The 14340-nt window shown below is 68.0% G+C and carries 17 protein-coding genes; 8 read left to right on the forward strand and 9 right to left on the reverse strand.

The genetic code is table 11. The features are described from left to right. Together C4F17_RS28875 and C4F17_RS28880 are read left to right on the forward strand one after the other, a co-directional pair. Complete coding sequence (locus tag C4F17_RS28875; protein ID WP_081271019.1) at window positions 1-333, forward strand: hypothetical protein; 333 nt, start codon at window positions 1-3, stop codon at window positions 331-333. Continuing rightward, window positions 333-2078 (forward strand): RecQ family ATP-dependent DNA helicase, encoded by a 1746-nt coding sequence (locus tag C4F17_RS28880; protein ID WP_106937913.1) that lies wholly within the window; start codon window positions 333-335, stop codon window positions 2076-2078. Before C4F17_RS28875 ends, C4F17_RS28880 begins: the two co-directional genes overlap by 1 nt. Before the next feature lie 9 nt (window positions 2079-2087). On the opposite strand, the gene C4F17_RS28885 is transcribed toward C4F17_RS28880, so the two are convergent. After that, entirely contained in the window at window positions 2088-2795 is a 708-nt protein-coding gene (locus tag C4F17_RS28885; RefSeq protein ID WP_106937914.1) for an NAD(P)-dependent oxidoreductase, read from the reverse strand. 41 nt (window positions 2796-2836) lie between these two features. Continuing rightward, window positions 2837-3703, reverse strand: a complete 867-nt coding sequence (locus tag C4F17_RS28890) for an SDR family oxidoreductase (RefSeq protein ID WP_106937915.1) — start codon at window positions 3701-3703, stop codon at window positions 2837-2839. A 99-nt stretch (window positions 3704-3802) separates the two neighbouring features. Here C4F17_RS28890 and C4F17_RS28895 point away from each other — a divergent pair, with 99 nt between their 5' ends. Next, window positions 3803-4699, forward strand: a complete 897-nt coding sequence (locus C4F17_RS28895; protein WP_106938493.1) for a LysR family transcriptional regulator — start codon at window positions 3803-3805, stop codon at window positions 4697-4699. Between the two features lie 37 nt (window positions 4700-4736). Here C4F17_RS28895 and C4F17_RS28900 read toward each other — a convergent pair whose 3' ends face one another. Beyond that, on the reverse strand, window positions 4737-5051 hold the full coding sequence (locus C4F17_RS28900) for a hypothetical protein (RefSeq protein ID WP_172839955.1): 315 nt from the start codon (window positions 5049-5051) through the stop codon (window positions 4737-4739). A 251-nt stretch (window positions 5052-5302) separates the two neighbouring features. Between C4F17_RS28900 and C4F17_RS28905 the strand changes: the two genes are divergently transcribed. From C4F17_RS28905 to C4F17_RS28925, 5 genes are all read left to right on the forward strand, one after another. Next, window positions 5303-6019 carry a glycosyltransferase gene (locus C4F17_RS28905; protein ID WP_106937916.1) on the forward strand — a complete coding sequence of 239 codons (717 nt, stop codon included), beginning with the start codon at window positions 5303-5305 and terminating at the stop codon, window positions 6017-6019. 22 nt (window positions 6020-6041) lie between these two features. Continuing rightward, window positions 6042-6416: a response regulator gene (locus tag C4F17_RS28910; RefSeq protein WP_106937917.1), complete on the forward strand. Its 375-nt coding sequence runs from the start codon at window positions 6042-6044 to the stop codon at window positions 6414-6416. Window positions 6417-6470: 54 nt separating this feature from the next. Next, on the forward strand, window positions 6471-6887 hold the full coding sequence (locus C4F17_RS28915; RefSeq protein WP_106938494.1) for a hypothetical protein: 417 nt from the start codon (window positions 6471-6473) through the stop codon (window positions 6885-6887). Window positions 6888-6956: 69 nt separating this feature from the next. Further along, window positions 6957-7382 (forward strand): CopG family transcriptional regulator, encoded by a 426-nt coding sequence (locus C4F17_RS28920; RefSeq protein ID WP_106937918.1) that lies wholly within the window; start codon window positions 6957-6959, stop codon window positions 7380-7382. Window positions 7383-7410: 28 nt separating this feature from the next. Continuing rightward, window positions 7411-8484 carry an extracellular catalytic domain type 1 short-chain-length polyhydroxyalkanoate depolymerase gene (locus C4F17_RS28925; protein WP_106937919.1) on the forward strand — a complete coding sequence of 358 codons (1074 nt, stop codon included), beginning with the start codon at window positions 7411-7413 and terminating at the stop codon, window positions 8482-8484. 133 nt (window positions 8485-8617) lie between these two features. Here the strand turns inward: C4F17_RS28925 and C4F17_RS28930 are convergent, their stop codons facing one another. The 6 genes from C4F17_RS28930 to C4F17_RS28955 form a co-directional block, all read right to left on the reverse strand. Beyond that, window positions 8618-9028, reverse strand: a complete 411-nt coding sequence (locus C4F17_RS28930) for a hypothetical protein (protein ID WP_081271026.1) — start codon at window positions 9026-9028, stop codon at window positions 8618-8620. Between the two features lie 179 nt (window positions 9029-9207). Further along, window positions 9208-10080 carry a glucose 1-dehydrogenase gene (locus tag C4F17_RS28935; RefSeq protein WP_106937920.1) on the reverse strand — a complete coding sequence of 291 codons (873 nt, stop codon included), beginning with the start codon at window positions 10078-10080 and terminating at the stop codon, window positions 9208-9210. Between the two features lie 115 nt (window positions 10081-10195). Further along, entirely contained in the window at window positions 10196-12808 is a 2613-nt protein-coding gene (locus C4F17_RS28940) for an excinuclease ABC subunit UvrA (protein WP_106937921.1), read from the reverse strand. Window positions 12809-12817: 9 nt separating this feature from the next. Then, window positions 12818-13219 carry a response regulator gene (locus tag C4F17_RS28945; protein WP_106937922.1) on the reverse strand — a complete coding sequence of 134 codons (402 nt, stop codon included), beginning with the start codon at window positions 13217-13219 and terminating at the stop codon, window positions 12818-12820. Continuing rightward, the gene (locus C4F17_RS28950) at window positions 13216-13725 is read right to left on the reverse strand and encodes a low affinity iron permease family protein (RefSeq protein WP_106938495.1); all 510 of its coding nucleotides are present in this window, start codon (window positions 13723-13725) and stop codon (window positions 13216-13218) included. Before C4F17_RS28950 ends, C4F17_RS28945 begins: the two co-directional genes overlap by 4 nt. Before the next feature lie 98 nt (window positions 13726-13823). Beyond that, on the reverse strand, window positions 13824-14312 hold the full coding sequence (locus C4F17_RS28955) for a hemerythrin domain-containing protein (protein ID WP_106937923.1): 489 nt from the start codon (window positions 14310-14312) through the stop codon (window positions 13824-13826). Window positions 14313-14340 lie beyond the last annotated feature (28 nt).

Genomic DNA, 14340 nt, shown 5'->3' on the forward strand with positions numbered 1-14340 from the left:
ATGGCGACCAGCAGCATCCTGGGCGGCGAACGCCCGCCCCTCGACCCCAAGGGAACCGACGAAGAAAGCCTGGGCCCCAGCGACTCGAGCGACAGCGGCAGCGATGCCCTGGGCACGGGCGACCACGCGGCCAACGAAGGTGGCGAGGCCGGCTTCGAGGAAGCCACCAACGCGGACATCCTGCCCGACCGGGTGGGCGTCTTTCCCGATGACGCCTTCGAAGCGTCGACCTCCATCGACGACCCCGATGCGGCACGCGCCGACGAGCTTGCGGCCGAAGGCGAGCAGGACGCAGGGGATGAGGGGGACGACAGCGACGCCGAGGAAATCTGATGGCAGGCCATACGAAGGCGAAGGGCATCCACGGCAGCGTGCGGCAGGTATTGCACGGCGTCTTCGGCCACCGGCATCTGCGCCGCGGCCAGGCCGAGGTGATCGAGCGCGTCATGGCAGGCTTGCCGACACTCGCCGTGATGCCCACGGGCGCGGGCAAGTCGCTGTGCTACCAATTGCCCGCGCTGCTGCTCGAGGGCAAGACAGTGGTGGTGTCGCCGCTCATCGCGCTCATGAAAGACCAGTGCGACCGGATGCGGCAGCTGGGCATCCACGCGGTGCAGGTCAACAGCGCGCTCGGCGCCGAGGAAGTTGCGCAGGCCGAGCGCGACATCGCCGACGGCAGCGCGCGGATCGTGCTGACGACGCCCGAGCGGCTGGCGGAGCCCGATTTTCTCCGGCGCTTGGGTGCGCATCCGACGGCGCTGGTCGTCGTGGACGAGGCGCATTGCATTTCGCAATGGGGGCACGATTTTCGCCCCGCCTTCCTGGAGATCGGACCGTCCATCAAGGCGCTGCGCAGCCCGGCCGTGCTGGCGCTGACGGCCACGGCCGGCGAAGAGGTGGTTGCCGACGTGATGAAGCAGCTGGGCATTCCCCGCACGGGCCTGGTCGATACGGGCGCCTACCGCGACAACCTGCAGTTTGCGGTCGAGCAGCTGGCCGACGAGGACGAGCGTTTGCGCCGCACCGTCGAGCTGGTGGCGCAGGAGACAGGCAGCGGCATCGTGTATGCGGCGACGGTGAAGGCCGCCGAGCGCATCTTCGATGCGCTGAAGGCACGCGACGTGGCCGCGGCGCTCTATCACGGCAAGCTCGGTTCGCGCGAGCGCACCGCTGCGCAGGAGGCCTTCATGGCGGGCGAGGTGCGGGTCATGGTGGCCACCAATGCGTTCGGCATGGGCATCGACAAGCCCGACATCCGCTTCGTGCTGCATGGCCAGATGCCCTCGAGCCTGCACGCGTACTACCAGGAAGCCGGACGCGCCGGGCGCGACGGCGAGCGCGCGCGCTGCACCCTGCTCTTCCACGCCAAGGACCGGACGGTGCAGCAGTTCTTTCTTGCCGGCAAGTATCCGCAGCTCGAGGACCTCGACGCGATCCACCGGCAATTGCTGGCGTCACCGCCCGATCCCGCGGGCTGGACGGCCGCCCGCCTGCTCGACGCGCTGGAGCAGCCACGCACCCGGCTGCAGGCCGGCATCGCGCTGCTCAAGCAGGCACAGGTGCTCAGGGCCGACCGGCGCGCACGCCTGTCGGTGCGCAAGACCGAGATCACCGACGCCGACCTGCGCGCCTTGCTCGAGACCTACACGCAGCGGCGCGCGCAGGACCGCGAGACGCTCGAACGCATGGTGGCGTACGCGCAGTCCGGCCAGTGCCGATGGCAGATGCTGCTGGGCGATCTGGACGAGTCCGCGCGCATGCGGCGCTGCGGCACGTGCGACAACTGCCGGCGCATTGCGGCGCATGAGGCGGCCATGGCCCAACCCATCGTCGTGAGCGCCGGCAACGCGCAACAGGCCTCGCCGGCGCTGTCGGCCTTTTGCGCCGGCGACGCCGTGAAGGTCCGGCGCTTCGGCCGGGGCACGGTGGTGGCGTCGGACGGCAGCTCGGTCACGGTGGGGTTCGACGATGGAAGCGAACGCTGCTTTCATCCGGACTATGTGACGGCGCTGCGCCGGTCGATGGCGCGCGCCGCCGCCGTGCGGAAGTCGCTGCCGGCATGCGCGCAGGCGGCCTGACGCCGGCCTTCACCAGGAGATCAGGGGTGAACGGTGCAGCCAGGCGTCGCTGTTTACCTGGTCCAGCACGAAGCGCGCGGCGTCCGCCCTTGCGATGGTTCCCCCATGGAAGCCGGAGAGATCCGTGAAGGCACGGACCACCGGTCCGGAGGCCTTGTCGTTGAGCACCGACGGCCGCACCAGCACCCAGTCCAGCCCGCTCTGCCGCACCAGCGCTTCCTGCCGGTTCTTGTCGTCGTAGACCTTGCGCAGCAGCGCGGGAAAGATCAGCCGGTCGAAGAAGAAGCCGCCGTGCCCGGCGCTGTCCCCGGCACCCATGCCGGTGATGCAGACAAGCCGCCTGACGCTTTCCGCGCGCATGGCGCCGACGAGGGCACGCGTCGCGGCGGAGAGCAGGGTCACCTCCCACAACGGGCTGGCCGGCGTGCCCAGCGCACTGACGACGGCATCCCTGCCCTCGAGGGCGGTGCGCAACGCCCGTTCGTCGCGGGCGTCCCCGAAAGTGAGCGTTGCGCCCTCCAGCCCGGTCGCCTTCTCGGGCGAGCGCACCAGCGCGTGGACGTCATGCCCGCGTGCCAGCGCCTGCTGGACGATCAGCCGGCCCGTGCCGCCGGTGGCGCCGAGCACCAGGACGCTCCGGCGGCGGCCCTGGTCCGCGGCGTCGCGCATCGCCTGCTCGCGGCCAGGCACCTTCTCGGTGGCGGATGGATAGATCATGGTGGGATCCTTTCGTGTGCGTGGCTGGGCCGGCGCGGCGCTCAGGCCGCCGCGCAGACCTCGGAAGCGAAATCGCGGTACGAGCGCAGGGGACGCCCCAGCAGCGCGGTGAGGCGCTCCACGTCGCCGGCCTCGGGGATCATTCCCTCCGACAGGAAGCGTTCGCTCATGAGGCGCATGTCGTAGGCCATCCAGCCCGGCATGAAGTTCAGCAGGCTCTTCTCGAAGGCGGCCGTGTCGTCGCCGCCGTACGCAATCGGGCGACCCGACGCGGCCGACCACAGGCCGGCGACGTCGGCGCCCGTCAGCGTGTCGGGGCCCACCAGGTTGATGCGCTGCAGCGGCAGCGGTTGCGACGCGTCGCGCCGCAGCAGTTCGATGGCGGCGATCTGCGCGATGTCGCGCGTGTCGATCATCGCGAGACCCTTGCCGCCGACCGGCATCGGATAGACGCCATGCCCGAGCACGACATCCTTGACCGTGAGGTCGTTCTGCATGAAGTAAGCCGGGCGCAGGATGGTGGCGCCGAAGCCCATCTGCTCGAGCATGCGCTCCACGCCGAACTTGCCCGCGAAATGGGGAACGTTGAGGTACTTGTCGCTGTGGATCACCGACAGGTAGACGACGCGCGCGATCCCCGCCTCGCGCGCCAGGTTGAGCGTGACGAGTGCCTGCGTGAATTCGTCGGGCACGACGCCGTTGAGCAGGAACAGAGTCGACACCCCCGCCAGGGCTCGGCGCGTTGCCTGCACGTCCAGCAGGTCGCCCTGCACGACCTCCACGCCGGCCGGGAACGCGACCTTGGAAGGATCGCGCACGAGCGCACGCACCGCGGCACCGCGGTCGACGAGATGTTGAACGACCTGGCGGCCGATGGCGCCGCTGGCGCCAGTGATGAGGATGGTCATGGAAGAACTCCGGTTCGTTGAAGGAGCCTCGATCTTCAAAGTTCCATCGATGGACCGATAGCCCATATATTTGGACACCTCGTCTCACTTATGGAACACATGGACTTCCTCGCCCTCACCGACTTCAACCTGGTGGCGCGTCACGGCGGTTTCGGGCGCGCGGCCCGGGAATCCGGGCGGCCCAAGGCGACCCTTTCGCGCCGCGTCGCCGACCTGGAAAGCGCGCTCGACCTGCGGCTGTTCGAGAGGGGCGCCCGCACCCTGAAGCTCACCGAAGAAGGCCGCGCCCTCTACGAGCGGACATCGGTATTGCTGACCGAACTCGACGAAACCGCGGCGCAGATCGCCTCTGGCGGCGGAGCGCCGCGCGGCAGGCTGAGGGTGAGCGCGCCGCTGCTGTTCTCGCAAGCCGCGATGGGCAAGCTCGCCGCCGGCTTCGCCCTGAAACACAGGGACGTGCACCTGGAGGTCACCACCGAGGACCGGCCGGTCGACATGGTGGAAGAGGGTTACGACCTGGTGATCCGCGTGAACCCGGACCCCGACGCGCGGCTGGTGGGCCGAATCTTCCTGCGTGACCGGCTCGTGGTGGTGGCGAGCCCGGCGCTCGCCCGCCCGAAGGGCACCGCGGCCGCCCCGGCCGTGGTGCGCGCGGGCGGGGCGGCGGCCTCGCATCCGAGCTGGGAGGTGGCCGCCGCGTCCGGCAGGCGGCGCATCGCCGTGGAACCTGTGCTGCGCCTGTCCTCGTTGTTCATGGTTCGCGACGCTGTCAGGGCGGGCGTGGGAACGGCGCAGCTGCCGCTGTCGCTGGTCGCTCACGACCTGAGCGCCGGCAGACTGGTGCACTGGGGCGATGTCGAAGGGCCCGAAATCGCACTGTGGGTGCTCTATCCGTCGCGCAGGCTGCTGAGCTCCCGCGTTTCAGCATTCCTGGACTTCCTGAAAGAGGCATTTCCCGCCGGCACGCCCGGCGAGCTGGCGTCCTTCATCGATTGAGGCCCGGGCACGGCGGCGTCGCGGCGCGACGAGAGGGTCAGACCTCCTTCAGCGACGAAAGCTTCACCGGTCCGTCCTGGCTGGCGAAGGTCGGAGCGCCGCCTTCGGCGTTCTGTTGCTGCTGGCTCACGCCGGTGATGCGGTGCCCTTCCGTGTCGTACTGCCTGACGGTGCCATTCTGTTTCACGACCAGCCGCCGCTGCTGCGCGAAGAAGGCGTAGCTCACGCCGTTCTGGCTGCCGGTGCTCGAGGGGTCGGACAGGCCGCCGGGCCACCAGCTGCTGTCCGGCGGCTCCATCGGCTTCATGGGGGCCATGTTCTTCATGGGCTTCATGGGCTTCATCGGTTCCATTTCGCTCTCCTGCTTCATGTCGACAACTTGTCGAGATGCCATTGGGCAGTTCGCGGCTCGCACCGTGTGTCGGGGCGCATGTGGAACGCCTGTAGGTGGGCCCGCTTCGGCGCCTCTTGCGGGCGGGCTTCATGAAGGCCGCCTACAGCCCCGCCGCTTGTCGCCTGACGCGGCCCCCTTGACCGTGAATCTATCTTGCGGATTCACATCGTCGATTCCACCAAAACAGCAACACCATTGAGGGCCCCACCATGATCGGCATCGTCATCCCGGCGCACAACGAAGAGCAGGTCATTCGCGATTGCCTGGCGGCCACGCGGCTGGCCGCGCGACATCCGGCACTCATGGGCGAGCCGGTGGAAACGATCGTGGTGCTCGACGACTGCACCGACGCGACCGGCGTGCTGGCCGCGAACGCCGGTGCCGCGACCGTGAGCGTGCGAGCGCGCAATGTGGGCCTGGCCCGCGCCGTGGGCGCGCAGGTCATGCTGTCGCGCGCGGCGAGATGGCTGGCCTTCACCGACGCGGACACCCTGGTTTCCGAAGAGTGGCTGGCCAGCCAGCTGTCGTTGCAGGCCGACGTGGTCTGCGGCACGGTGTGCGTGCAGGACTGGTCTCCCCACGGGTGCCATGCCGATCTGCTGCAGGCGCACTTCCAGCAGACGTATTTCGATCGCGAGGACCACCGCCATGTGCACGGCGCGAACCTCGGCGTGTCTGCCGAGGCCTACCGCAGCGTGGGCGGCTTCAGGCACCTGGCATGCAGCGAAGATACCGAGCTCGTCGATGCGCTGGTCAAGGCGGGTCGGCGCGTCGCATGGAGTTCGCGGCCCCGCGTGGTGACCAGCGCGCGCACCGATGCGCGGGCGCCGGGCGGATTCGCGGGCGCGTTGCTGAATGCCGTGGCGCAGCGCATCGCCGAGGTCACGGCGGCGCCGCTGCTGGCGCCGCCTGCCGCGACCGTCTGAACGGCATCGTTGCGCACGGACCATGCCTGTCACTGCGTTCCTCGTCGAGGACAACCAAGTCATTCGAGACAACCTCATTCCGACCATCGAGAGCCTGTCCGCAGCGCGTGTGGGCGGCTTCGCGGAGACCGAAGCCGAAGCCATGGCGTGGCTCGACGCACACGATGCCCACTGGGACGTCGCCGTCGTCGACCTCTTCCTGCGTGAAGGCTCGGGCCTCAACGTCGTCGACCGCTGCCGGGCGCGGCTGCCGCACCAGCGGGTCGTCATCTTCTCGAACTATGCGACCGAGGAAGTTCGTCGCCGCGCGTTGCTGCTGGGAGCAGATGCGGTCTTCGACAAATCGACCGAGATCGACGGACTGCTGGATTTTCTCGAGCAGTTGAACAGGCTCTAGCGCTCGGCGCCCTCGCGCCGTTGCCGGCCCTGACCGATGGCATGCTCGCTGCCCATGAGCCATACGGATCGAATTCTTTGCGCTTTGTTGGCTGTGTGCGCGCTGTCGGGCTGCGACGTGTCTACGGCACCGGCCGCACCGCCGGCGCTGAGCCCCGAAGCCGTCTTCACGCGTGACGCGCCCGCCGGGCAGGTGTTCCAAGGCCGCCTCGCCGGCGCGCCCGCGCATTTCCTGGTCCATGACTGCGAGGTGTTCCAGGTCGAATACCTCGCGGGCCGCGAGGTCCGTTGGACAAGCGTCCTCAAGCCCGACCCCTATCCGTTCTGGACCTCCTGCGAACGGCAGTCGCTGTCTTTCGATGGCACCGCATTGACCGCGACGCTCGGGCGCCGGGCCTTCGGTGCCGGTGGCTGCTGCGCCACAGGCGGCACCTATCGCACGGTCGACGGCCGCAGCTGGAGGAAAGTCTGAGCCGGAACGCCGTTGCACCATCCCAAAAACATCCATAGACCATCCATATGGATGGCGCTAGAATGGCGCATGTCACCGACAACCTCGCCCAAACTCCCTCTCGCCAAAGCCCCCGAGTCCGAGAAGATCACCATCAACATGGGCTTCGTGGACCTCGGCCACATCGACCTGCTGGTGGCCGAGGGCTTCTACTCGAATCGCACGGATTTCATCCGCACGGCGATCCGCACCCACTTGGCTTCGCATGCCGACGCGCTGCGCCAGGCGGTGTCGAGAAAGACGCTGGTGCTGGGCTTGCAGAGCTTCTCGGCGGTGGATCTCGAGGCCGTGCGCGCCGCGGGCGAGATGCTGCAGATCCGCGTGCTCGGCCTGGCCGTGATCGCGCCCGACGTAACCCCCGCACTGGCCCTGGCGACCATCGAATCGCTGACCGTGCTCGGCGCATTCCACGCTCCACCCGCGGTGAAAGCCGCGCTGGCGGGACGTGTCCATTGACCTCACCGGTACCTCACGGGCCCATACCATGAATCCACTTTTCTCCGGCCTGATGAACGAAGCCGCCGAGCTCACGCGCACCGGGCAGCTGGCCAAGGCCACGGAAGCCATCCAGCGCGCGCTGCGCGGGGAAGCGAACGCGCGACCCGCAGCGCCAGCGACGGGGCCCGACGACACCGACGTGATCGATGTCGAGGCGCGAGTGATCGAGCGCGAGCGGCCTGCACACACCCCGCCGCCGCGCGAGGAGCAAGGCGAAGCGGACGTATGGACCCGAGCCTCTTTCGCACACAAGGGCCGAAGCATCGACTACATGCTCTTCGTGCCGAAGCGCGCCGCCGGCGAAGCCGCCACGCCACGCCCGGTGGTGCTGATGCTGCATGGCTGCACGCAGTCGGCGGCCGACTTCGCAGCCGGCACGCGAATGAACGAGCACGCACGCGGCAGCGGCGCGATCGTGGTCTACGCCGAGCAGACGCAACGCGCGCACGGCCAGAAGTGCTGGAAGTGGTTCAAGACACCGCACCAGCAGCGCGGGCGCGGCGAGCCGGAGCTGCTGGCCGCGCTCACGCAGCACATCGTCGCGCAGCAGGACGCGGACCGCCTGCGCGTGTACGTCGCCGGCCTGTCGGCGGGCGGTGCCATGGCCGACATCCTCGGGCATTGCTACCCGGACATCTATGCGGCGATCGGCGTGCACTCGGGCCTGCCGCATGGCGCGGCGCACGACATGATGAGCGCGCTGAACGCCATGCGCTCGGGGCCCGCGGCCAGCGGGTCCGGTCCCGACATGTCCTCGCCGCCCACCATTGTTTTTCATGGCGACGCCGACACCACGGTGCATGCGAGCAACGGCCTGGCCATCGTCGCGGGCGCGGCACCCGGGGCGGTCGACGAAGGCCGTTCACCGGCAGGCAGGCGCTACACCCGCACGCGCTACGCCGCATCGCCCGGTCGCGGACAGGCGGAGCATTGGCGCCTGCACGGCGCGGGCCACGCCTGGTCGGGGGGCAGTGCGCAAGGCAGCTACACGCAGCCCGACGGCGTCGATGCAAGCCGGGAGATGCTGCGCTTCTTCCTCGGCCAGCGGCTGGCGCGGTAAAAGCCACGGCAGAAAGACGCCGGACTGCCCATGAAAAATGCCCTCCGGGCTCAAGCCGGGAGGGCATTTTTTGGGGACCGCTACAGGCTATTTACACAGCGTGCAGGCGAATCCCCGATGTCGCTGAATCTAATCAGCTCTTCATGGCCTTGATGTCGGCCTTGGCCTTGTCGTGATCGGCCTTCGCCTGGTTCACGCAGGCGCTCTTGGCATCGCCGGACTGGTCGTCGCACTTTTCCTTGGCCACTTCGTAGTTCATGGTGGCGGTCTCTTCGGCGACCTTCTTGGCGTGGCTGGCGCTCGGCTTGTAGTCCTGCTCCAGTTGGGCCTTGGCGACGTTTTCAGTGCCCTTGGCTTCCTTCATGCACACGTCCTTGGCGTTGTCCTTCAACGCGTCGCACTTGGCCTTGGCCACCTTGTAGTCGGCCGAGATCTTTTCCTTGGCGACCTTGTATTGATCCTTCGTCATGCCGTCGGCTGCGTTGGCAGCGGTCATGGCGAAGCAGGAAGAAGCGATGGCGAGAACGAGAAGATGTTTTTTCATGGGAATGTCCCTCACGGAGTTGATTGATCTGCGGAGTGCACTGTGCGTCTCCGGTGAAATCAATGTAGGAAATCGGAGAGACCTTCCGGGTAGGACGACGCCTTCAAGCGGGCTAGGTCGTTGCCATTCGCGCGCGCAGGCAGGAAGTGCACATGGGCCTGCCGCCATCTCCCGAAGCCTCAGATGAACGGCACGCCGCCTGTGACCGGTATGGTCGCGCCCGAGATGTAGCTCGCCTGGTCGGAGGCCAGCAGCACATACACGGCCTGCAGCTCCGCCGGCTGGCCGGGACGCTTCATCGGCGTCTGCTTGCCGAACTCCTTGACCTTCTCCGGCGGCATGGTGGAGGGAATCAGCGGCGTCCAGAAGGGCCCCGGCGCCACGCAATTCACGCGGATGCCTTTCTCCGCGAGCAACTGCGCCATGCCGCCCGACATGTTCTGGATGGCGCCCTTGGTCGCGGCGTAGGCCACGAGCGTGGCATTGGGCTTGTCCGCGTTGACCGACGCGGTGCTGATGATCGCGCTGCCCGGCCGCATGTGCGCCGAGGCAGCCTTGCAAAGGAAGAAGTTGGCGTAGACGTTGGTGCGGAAGGTGCGGTCGAACTCTTCGGCCGTGATCTCGCCCAGGTCCTTGTGGCTCATCTGGAACGCGGCGTTGTTCACGAGCACGTCGAGCTTGCCGAAGCGCTCGATGGCGGTCGCGACAAGCCGGTTGCAATGCGCCTCCTCGCAGATGTCGCCGGGCACGGCCACGCACACCCGGCCTTCGCGCTCGATAAGCTGCTTGCACACCTGCGCGTCGGATTCTTCGTCGGCCAGGTAAGAGATCAGCACGTCGGCGCCCTCCCGCGCGAAGGCAAGCGCCACGGCACGGCCGATGCCGCTGTCACCACCGGTGATCAGCGCAGCCTTGCCCTGGAGCTTGCCGCTGCCGACATAGGAAGACTCGCCGAAGTCGGGCCGCGGCTCCATCTTCGACTCGAGTCCGGGCGGAGATTGTTCGGGTGTGTGGAAAGGCGGTCGGGGACCGGCGTGCAGTGGATCCGTCATGGTGTGCTCCTTCAGGGGGTGTGAATCAGGCGTGTCTGCCGTTCAAATTACCCGCCGAGGAACACGCTGCCGTCGGACAAGCGCCCGACCTGATGCGCTCGATTCCGAGCGCCCGTCAGCCGCGCCCGGATGCGGTCCAGCGCGCCAGATAGGGGGCGGTGCGGCCCTGCGTGCTCTTTGCAACGTCGCCTGGCGTTCCGCTGGCGACGATGCGCCCCCCTTCCCCGCCGGCCCCGGGCCCCATGTCGATCACCCAGTCGCAGCCCGCGACCAGGCGCATCTCGTGCTCGATCACGATCACGGTGTTGCCCGCATCCACGAGGCTGTTGAGCTGCGCGGTCAGCTTGTCGACGTCGGCGGGATGCAAGCCCGTGGTCGGCTCGTCCAGCACATAGAGCGCGTCGCCACGTTGCGCCCGCTGCAGTTCGGTGGCGAGCTTGATGCGCTGCGCCTCGCCGCCCGACAATTCCGTGGCGGGCTGCCCCAGCCGCAGGTAGCCCAGTCCGATGGACCTCAGCAATTGCAGCGGCCGCTCGATGGCCGCGTCGGCTTCGAAGAAGGCGTGTGCCTCGTCCACCGTCATCGCCAGCACATCGGCGATGGTGCGCCCGCGCAGGCGCACGCTCAATGTCTGCGCGTTGAAGCGCGAGCCGTGGCAGGCCGGGCAAGGCGCGTACACGCTGGGCATGAACAGCAGTTCGACGCTGACGAAGCCCTCGCCCTCGCAGGTCGGGCATCGGCCCTTGGCCACGTTGAACGAAAACCGCCCGGCGTCGAAACGACGCGCCTTCGCGGCGCGGGTGGCGGCAAACAGCTTGCGCACATGGTCGAAGAGCCCGGTGTAGGTCGCCAGGTTGGAACGCGGCGTGCGGCCGATGGGTTTCTGGTCGACGCGCACCAGCCGCCGGATTCCCTCCATGCCCTGCACGATGCGTCCACCCGTGCGGCCCGCGACCGCTGGCTCGTCCCCCTGCTCTTCCTCTGCCGGCGGCGGCTCATGGCCCAAATGCGCGGCCACCAGTTCGACCAGCGCCTGGCTGACCAGGCTGGATTTGCCGGAGCCCGACACGCCGGTCACGGCGCTCAGCACACCGAGCGGGAACGCAGCCGCCACGCCCGACAGGTTGTTGCGCGTGACGCCCTCCAGCTTCAGCCATCCCTTCGGCGTGCGCGACGCCCGGGCGGGCGCCGACTGCGCCGAGAACAGGTAACGGGCCGTGTGCGATTGCGCCACATGGCGAAGGCCCTCGGGCGGCCCGCTGTAGAGCACGACGCCGCCCTCTTCTCCCGCGCCCGGCCCCACATCCACCAGCCAGTCGGCGCGCCGCATCAGGTCGAGGTCGTGCTCGACCACGAAGAGCGAATTGCCCGATCGCTTGAGCGTTTCGAGCGCGAGCACCAGCGCCTCGCCGTCCGCGGGATGCAGGCCGGCCGAGGGCTCGTCGAGCACATACACGACGCCGAAGAGGTTGGAGCGGATCTGCGTGGCCAGCCGAAGGCGCTGCAGTTCGCCGGGCGAGAGCGTCGGCGTGCTGCGGTCGAGCGACAGGTAGCCCAGCCCCAGCTCGAGCAACGTGGTCACGCGCTCGAGCATCTCGTGGGCGATGCGCTGTGCGGCCATGCGCTTTTCCTGCGACTGGTTGGGCGTGCGCCGCACGTCGGGTGCGCTCGCATGGCTGCCCGCGCCCGCACCGGCCGTGCGAAGCGCGGCGCGCCGGACCGGCCCCGGAGCCGCAGCGCCGGCGGCGTCGCCGAGTGCCACGGGCCGCAGCACATCCGCGAACCGATGCAGCGGCATGCGCGCGATCTCGCCGATGTCATGGCCCGCGAAGCGTACCGACAGGGCCTCCGGCTTGAGCCGCTTGCCATGGCACTGGGGGCAATCACCACCCACCATGAAGCGCGCGACGCGGTTCTTCATCAACGCGCTGTGGGTGGTCGCGAAGGTGTGCAGCACATACTTTCGCGCCCCCATGAAGGTGCCCTGGTAGCTCGGCTCCATCTTGCTGCGCAGGGCGGCGCGCGTCTCGGCCGGCGTGAAGCCCGCATACACCGGCACCGTGGGCTGCTCCTCGGTGAAGAGGATCCAGTCGCGCGTCTTTTTCGGCAGCTCGCGCCATGGCTTGTCGACGTCGATGCCCATCGTCACCAGAATGTCGCGCAGGTTCTGCCCGTGCCACGCGGGCGGCCAGGCGGCGATCGCGCGTTCGCGGATGGTGAGCGTGTCGTCGGGCACCATCGACTGCTCGGTGACCTCGAAGACACGGCCCAGGCCGTGGCAGGTCGGGCAGGCGCCTTGCGGCGTGTTCGGGGAGAAATCTTCCGCGTACAGCATGGGTTGCCGCGCGGGGTAGTCGCCCGCCCGCGAATAGAGCATGCGCAGCAGGCTCGACAGCGTCGTGACGCTGCCCACCGACGAACGGGCGCCCGGCGTGCCGCGCTGCTGCTGCAGGGCCACCGCCGGCGGCAGGCCGTCGATGGCATCGACCGCGGGCACGCCCACCTGGTCGATCAGCCGGCGCGCATACGGTGCGACCGATTCGAAATAGCGCCGCTGCGCTTCGGCATAGAGCGTGCCAAAGGCGAGCGACGACTTGCCCGAGCCCGAGATGCCGCTGAAGACCACCAGCGCGTCGCGCGGGATGTCGACATCCACGTTGCGCAGATTGTGTTCACGCGCGCCGCGCACGCGAACGAAGCGCTCAGGGGCGAATTCGGGATCAGGCATGGGTGCGCTTCAGGGCAGGCTGCGCGCCTGGCCCGGATGCCGCTTCGCGGCAGCCTCGCAGTAGCTCAGGAACTCGTTGATCTCGGCGGCCTTGTCGAAGACCGCGTCCGCACCGAGCCGCAGGCAGGCGGTGCGGTTGCCAGGCGACGCCGCATTGGTCAATGCCACCACCGCGCCCCTTCGCGCGCACTGCGCCAGTGCGGCGAGCACGCCGAGCCCCGATCCCTGCGTGAGGAACAGATCCACCACCAGCAGGTGCCAGCCGCCTTCGTTCGCCTGGAGCCAGGCCACGGCTTCGGCTTCGGAACGCGCCGCGCCGATGACCTCCGCGCGCAGGAAACCCTCGATCACGACCTTGAGGCTTTCCTGAATGACAGGCTCGTCCTCCACCAGGAAAACGGCGAACTTCATGATCGCTGCTCCGCAAGATTCTGCTCGTCGATCGAGTGGCACTCCTTGCAGGCGACAGAGTTGCGCGCACGTGCTGCAAGCCGCACGTAGAACTCCGCGACCTCGCGCAGATCCTGCTCGTCCAGGTCTTCGATGCCGATCATGCGATTGCTCGCGACCTTGCTCGCTGCCAGCAGTTCATTGAGCTTGAGATGCAGCGCGACGCTGTCCTTGTTCTGGCTCTGCTGAATGAGGAAGACCATCAGGAAGGTCACGATGGTCGTGCCCGTGTTGATCACCAACTGCCAGTTCTCCGAAAAGTGGAACAGCGGGCCGACGAGTGCCCACAACAGCACCGCCAAGAGCGCCATGCAGAACGCCAGCGGCGTGCCCGCCCAGCGCGTCACCCGGCTGGCGAAGTGGTCGAAGGCGGACAGCACGCGCGACCGATGGGCATACGAAGCGCTGGCGGTGTCGGGCATCGAGCCGACGGGATCGTCGGCGGACTGCCAATCTGATGAGGTCATGTCGGGCATACGGTCGGGCTCCGGTCAACATGCGACAAAGCCGCCCGGAGGGCGGCTCGCTTTGCCGGCAAGGGAAGCGGGCAGGAAAAAGACGTCCCTCAGGCCATGACCGACATCTCGGCCATCAATTCCTCCTTGCGGGCGGCGAGTTCGTCGCGCATCGCCACCAGGTCGAGTTTGCGCGCCGCCCTCGCTTTCGGGAAGAGTTCGTTGCGTTCCTCCTTCACATGGTGGTCGATGTACTCGCCCAGGACCTTGACCTTCGCGTCGAACATGTCGTCCACCTCGCCTGCTTCCTGGATCTGGGCGATCAGGTCTTTCGCACCCGCGTGCTCGACCTCCGCTTCATCCAGAAGATCCGTCTCCTTGATCGCCGCGCGAGCCGCGGGATAGAAGATTTCTTCCTCGATCTGCGCATGCACCGTGAGCTCCATGCAGATCTGCATTGCGAGGTCGCGGCGCTTGTCGCGCGCGGAAGCGGCTCTTGACTTGGTGAGCTCCTCATAGGCGGCGAACATCTTCTTGACGTTCTTGTGGTCTGCATCGAGCAGGGAGCATGCATCGGGTTGGGCGCGCTTGGTGGTCATCGGGGGTCTCCGTGGGTTGGTTCATCGA

The sequence above is a fragment of the Variovorax sp. PMC12 genome, from assembly GCF_003019815.1.
Classification (GTDB): domain Bacteria; phylum Pseudomonadota; class Gammaproteobacteria; order Burkholderiales; family Burkholderiaceae_C; genus Variovorax.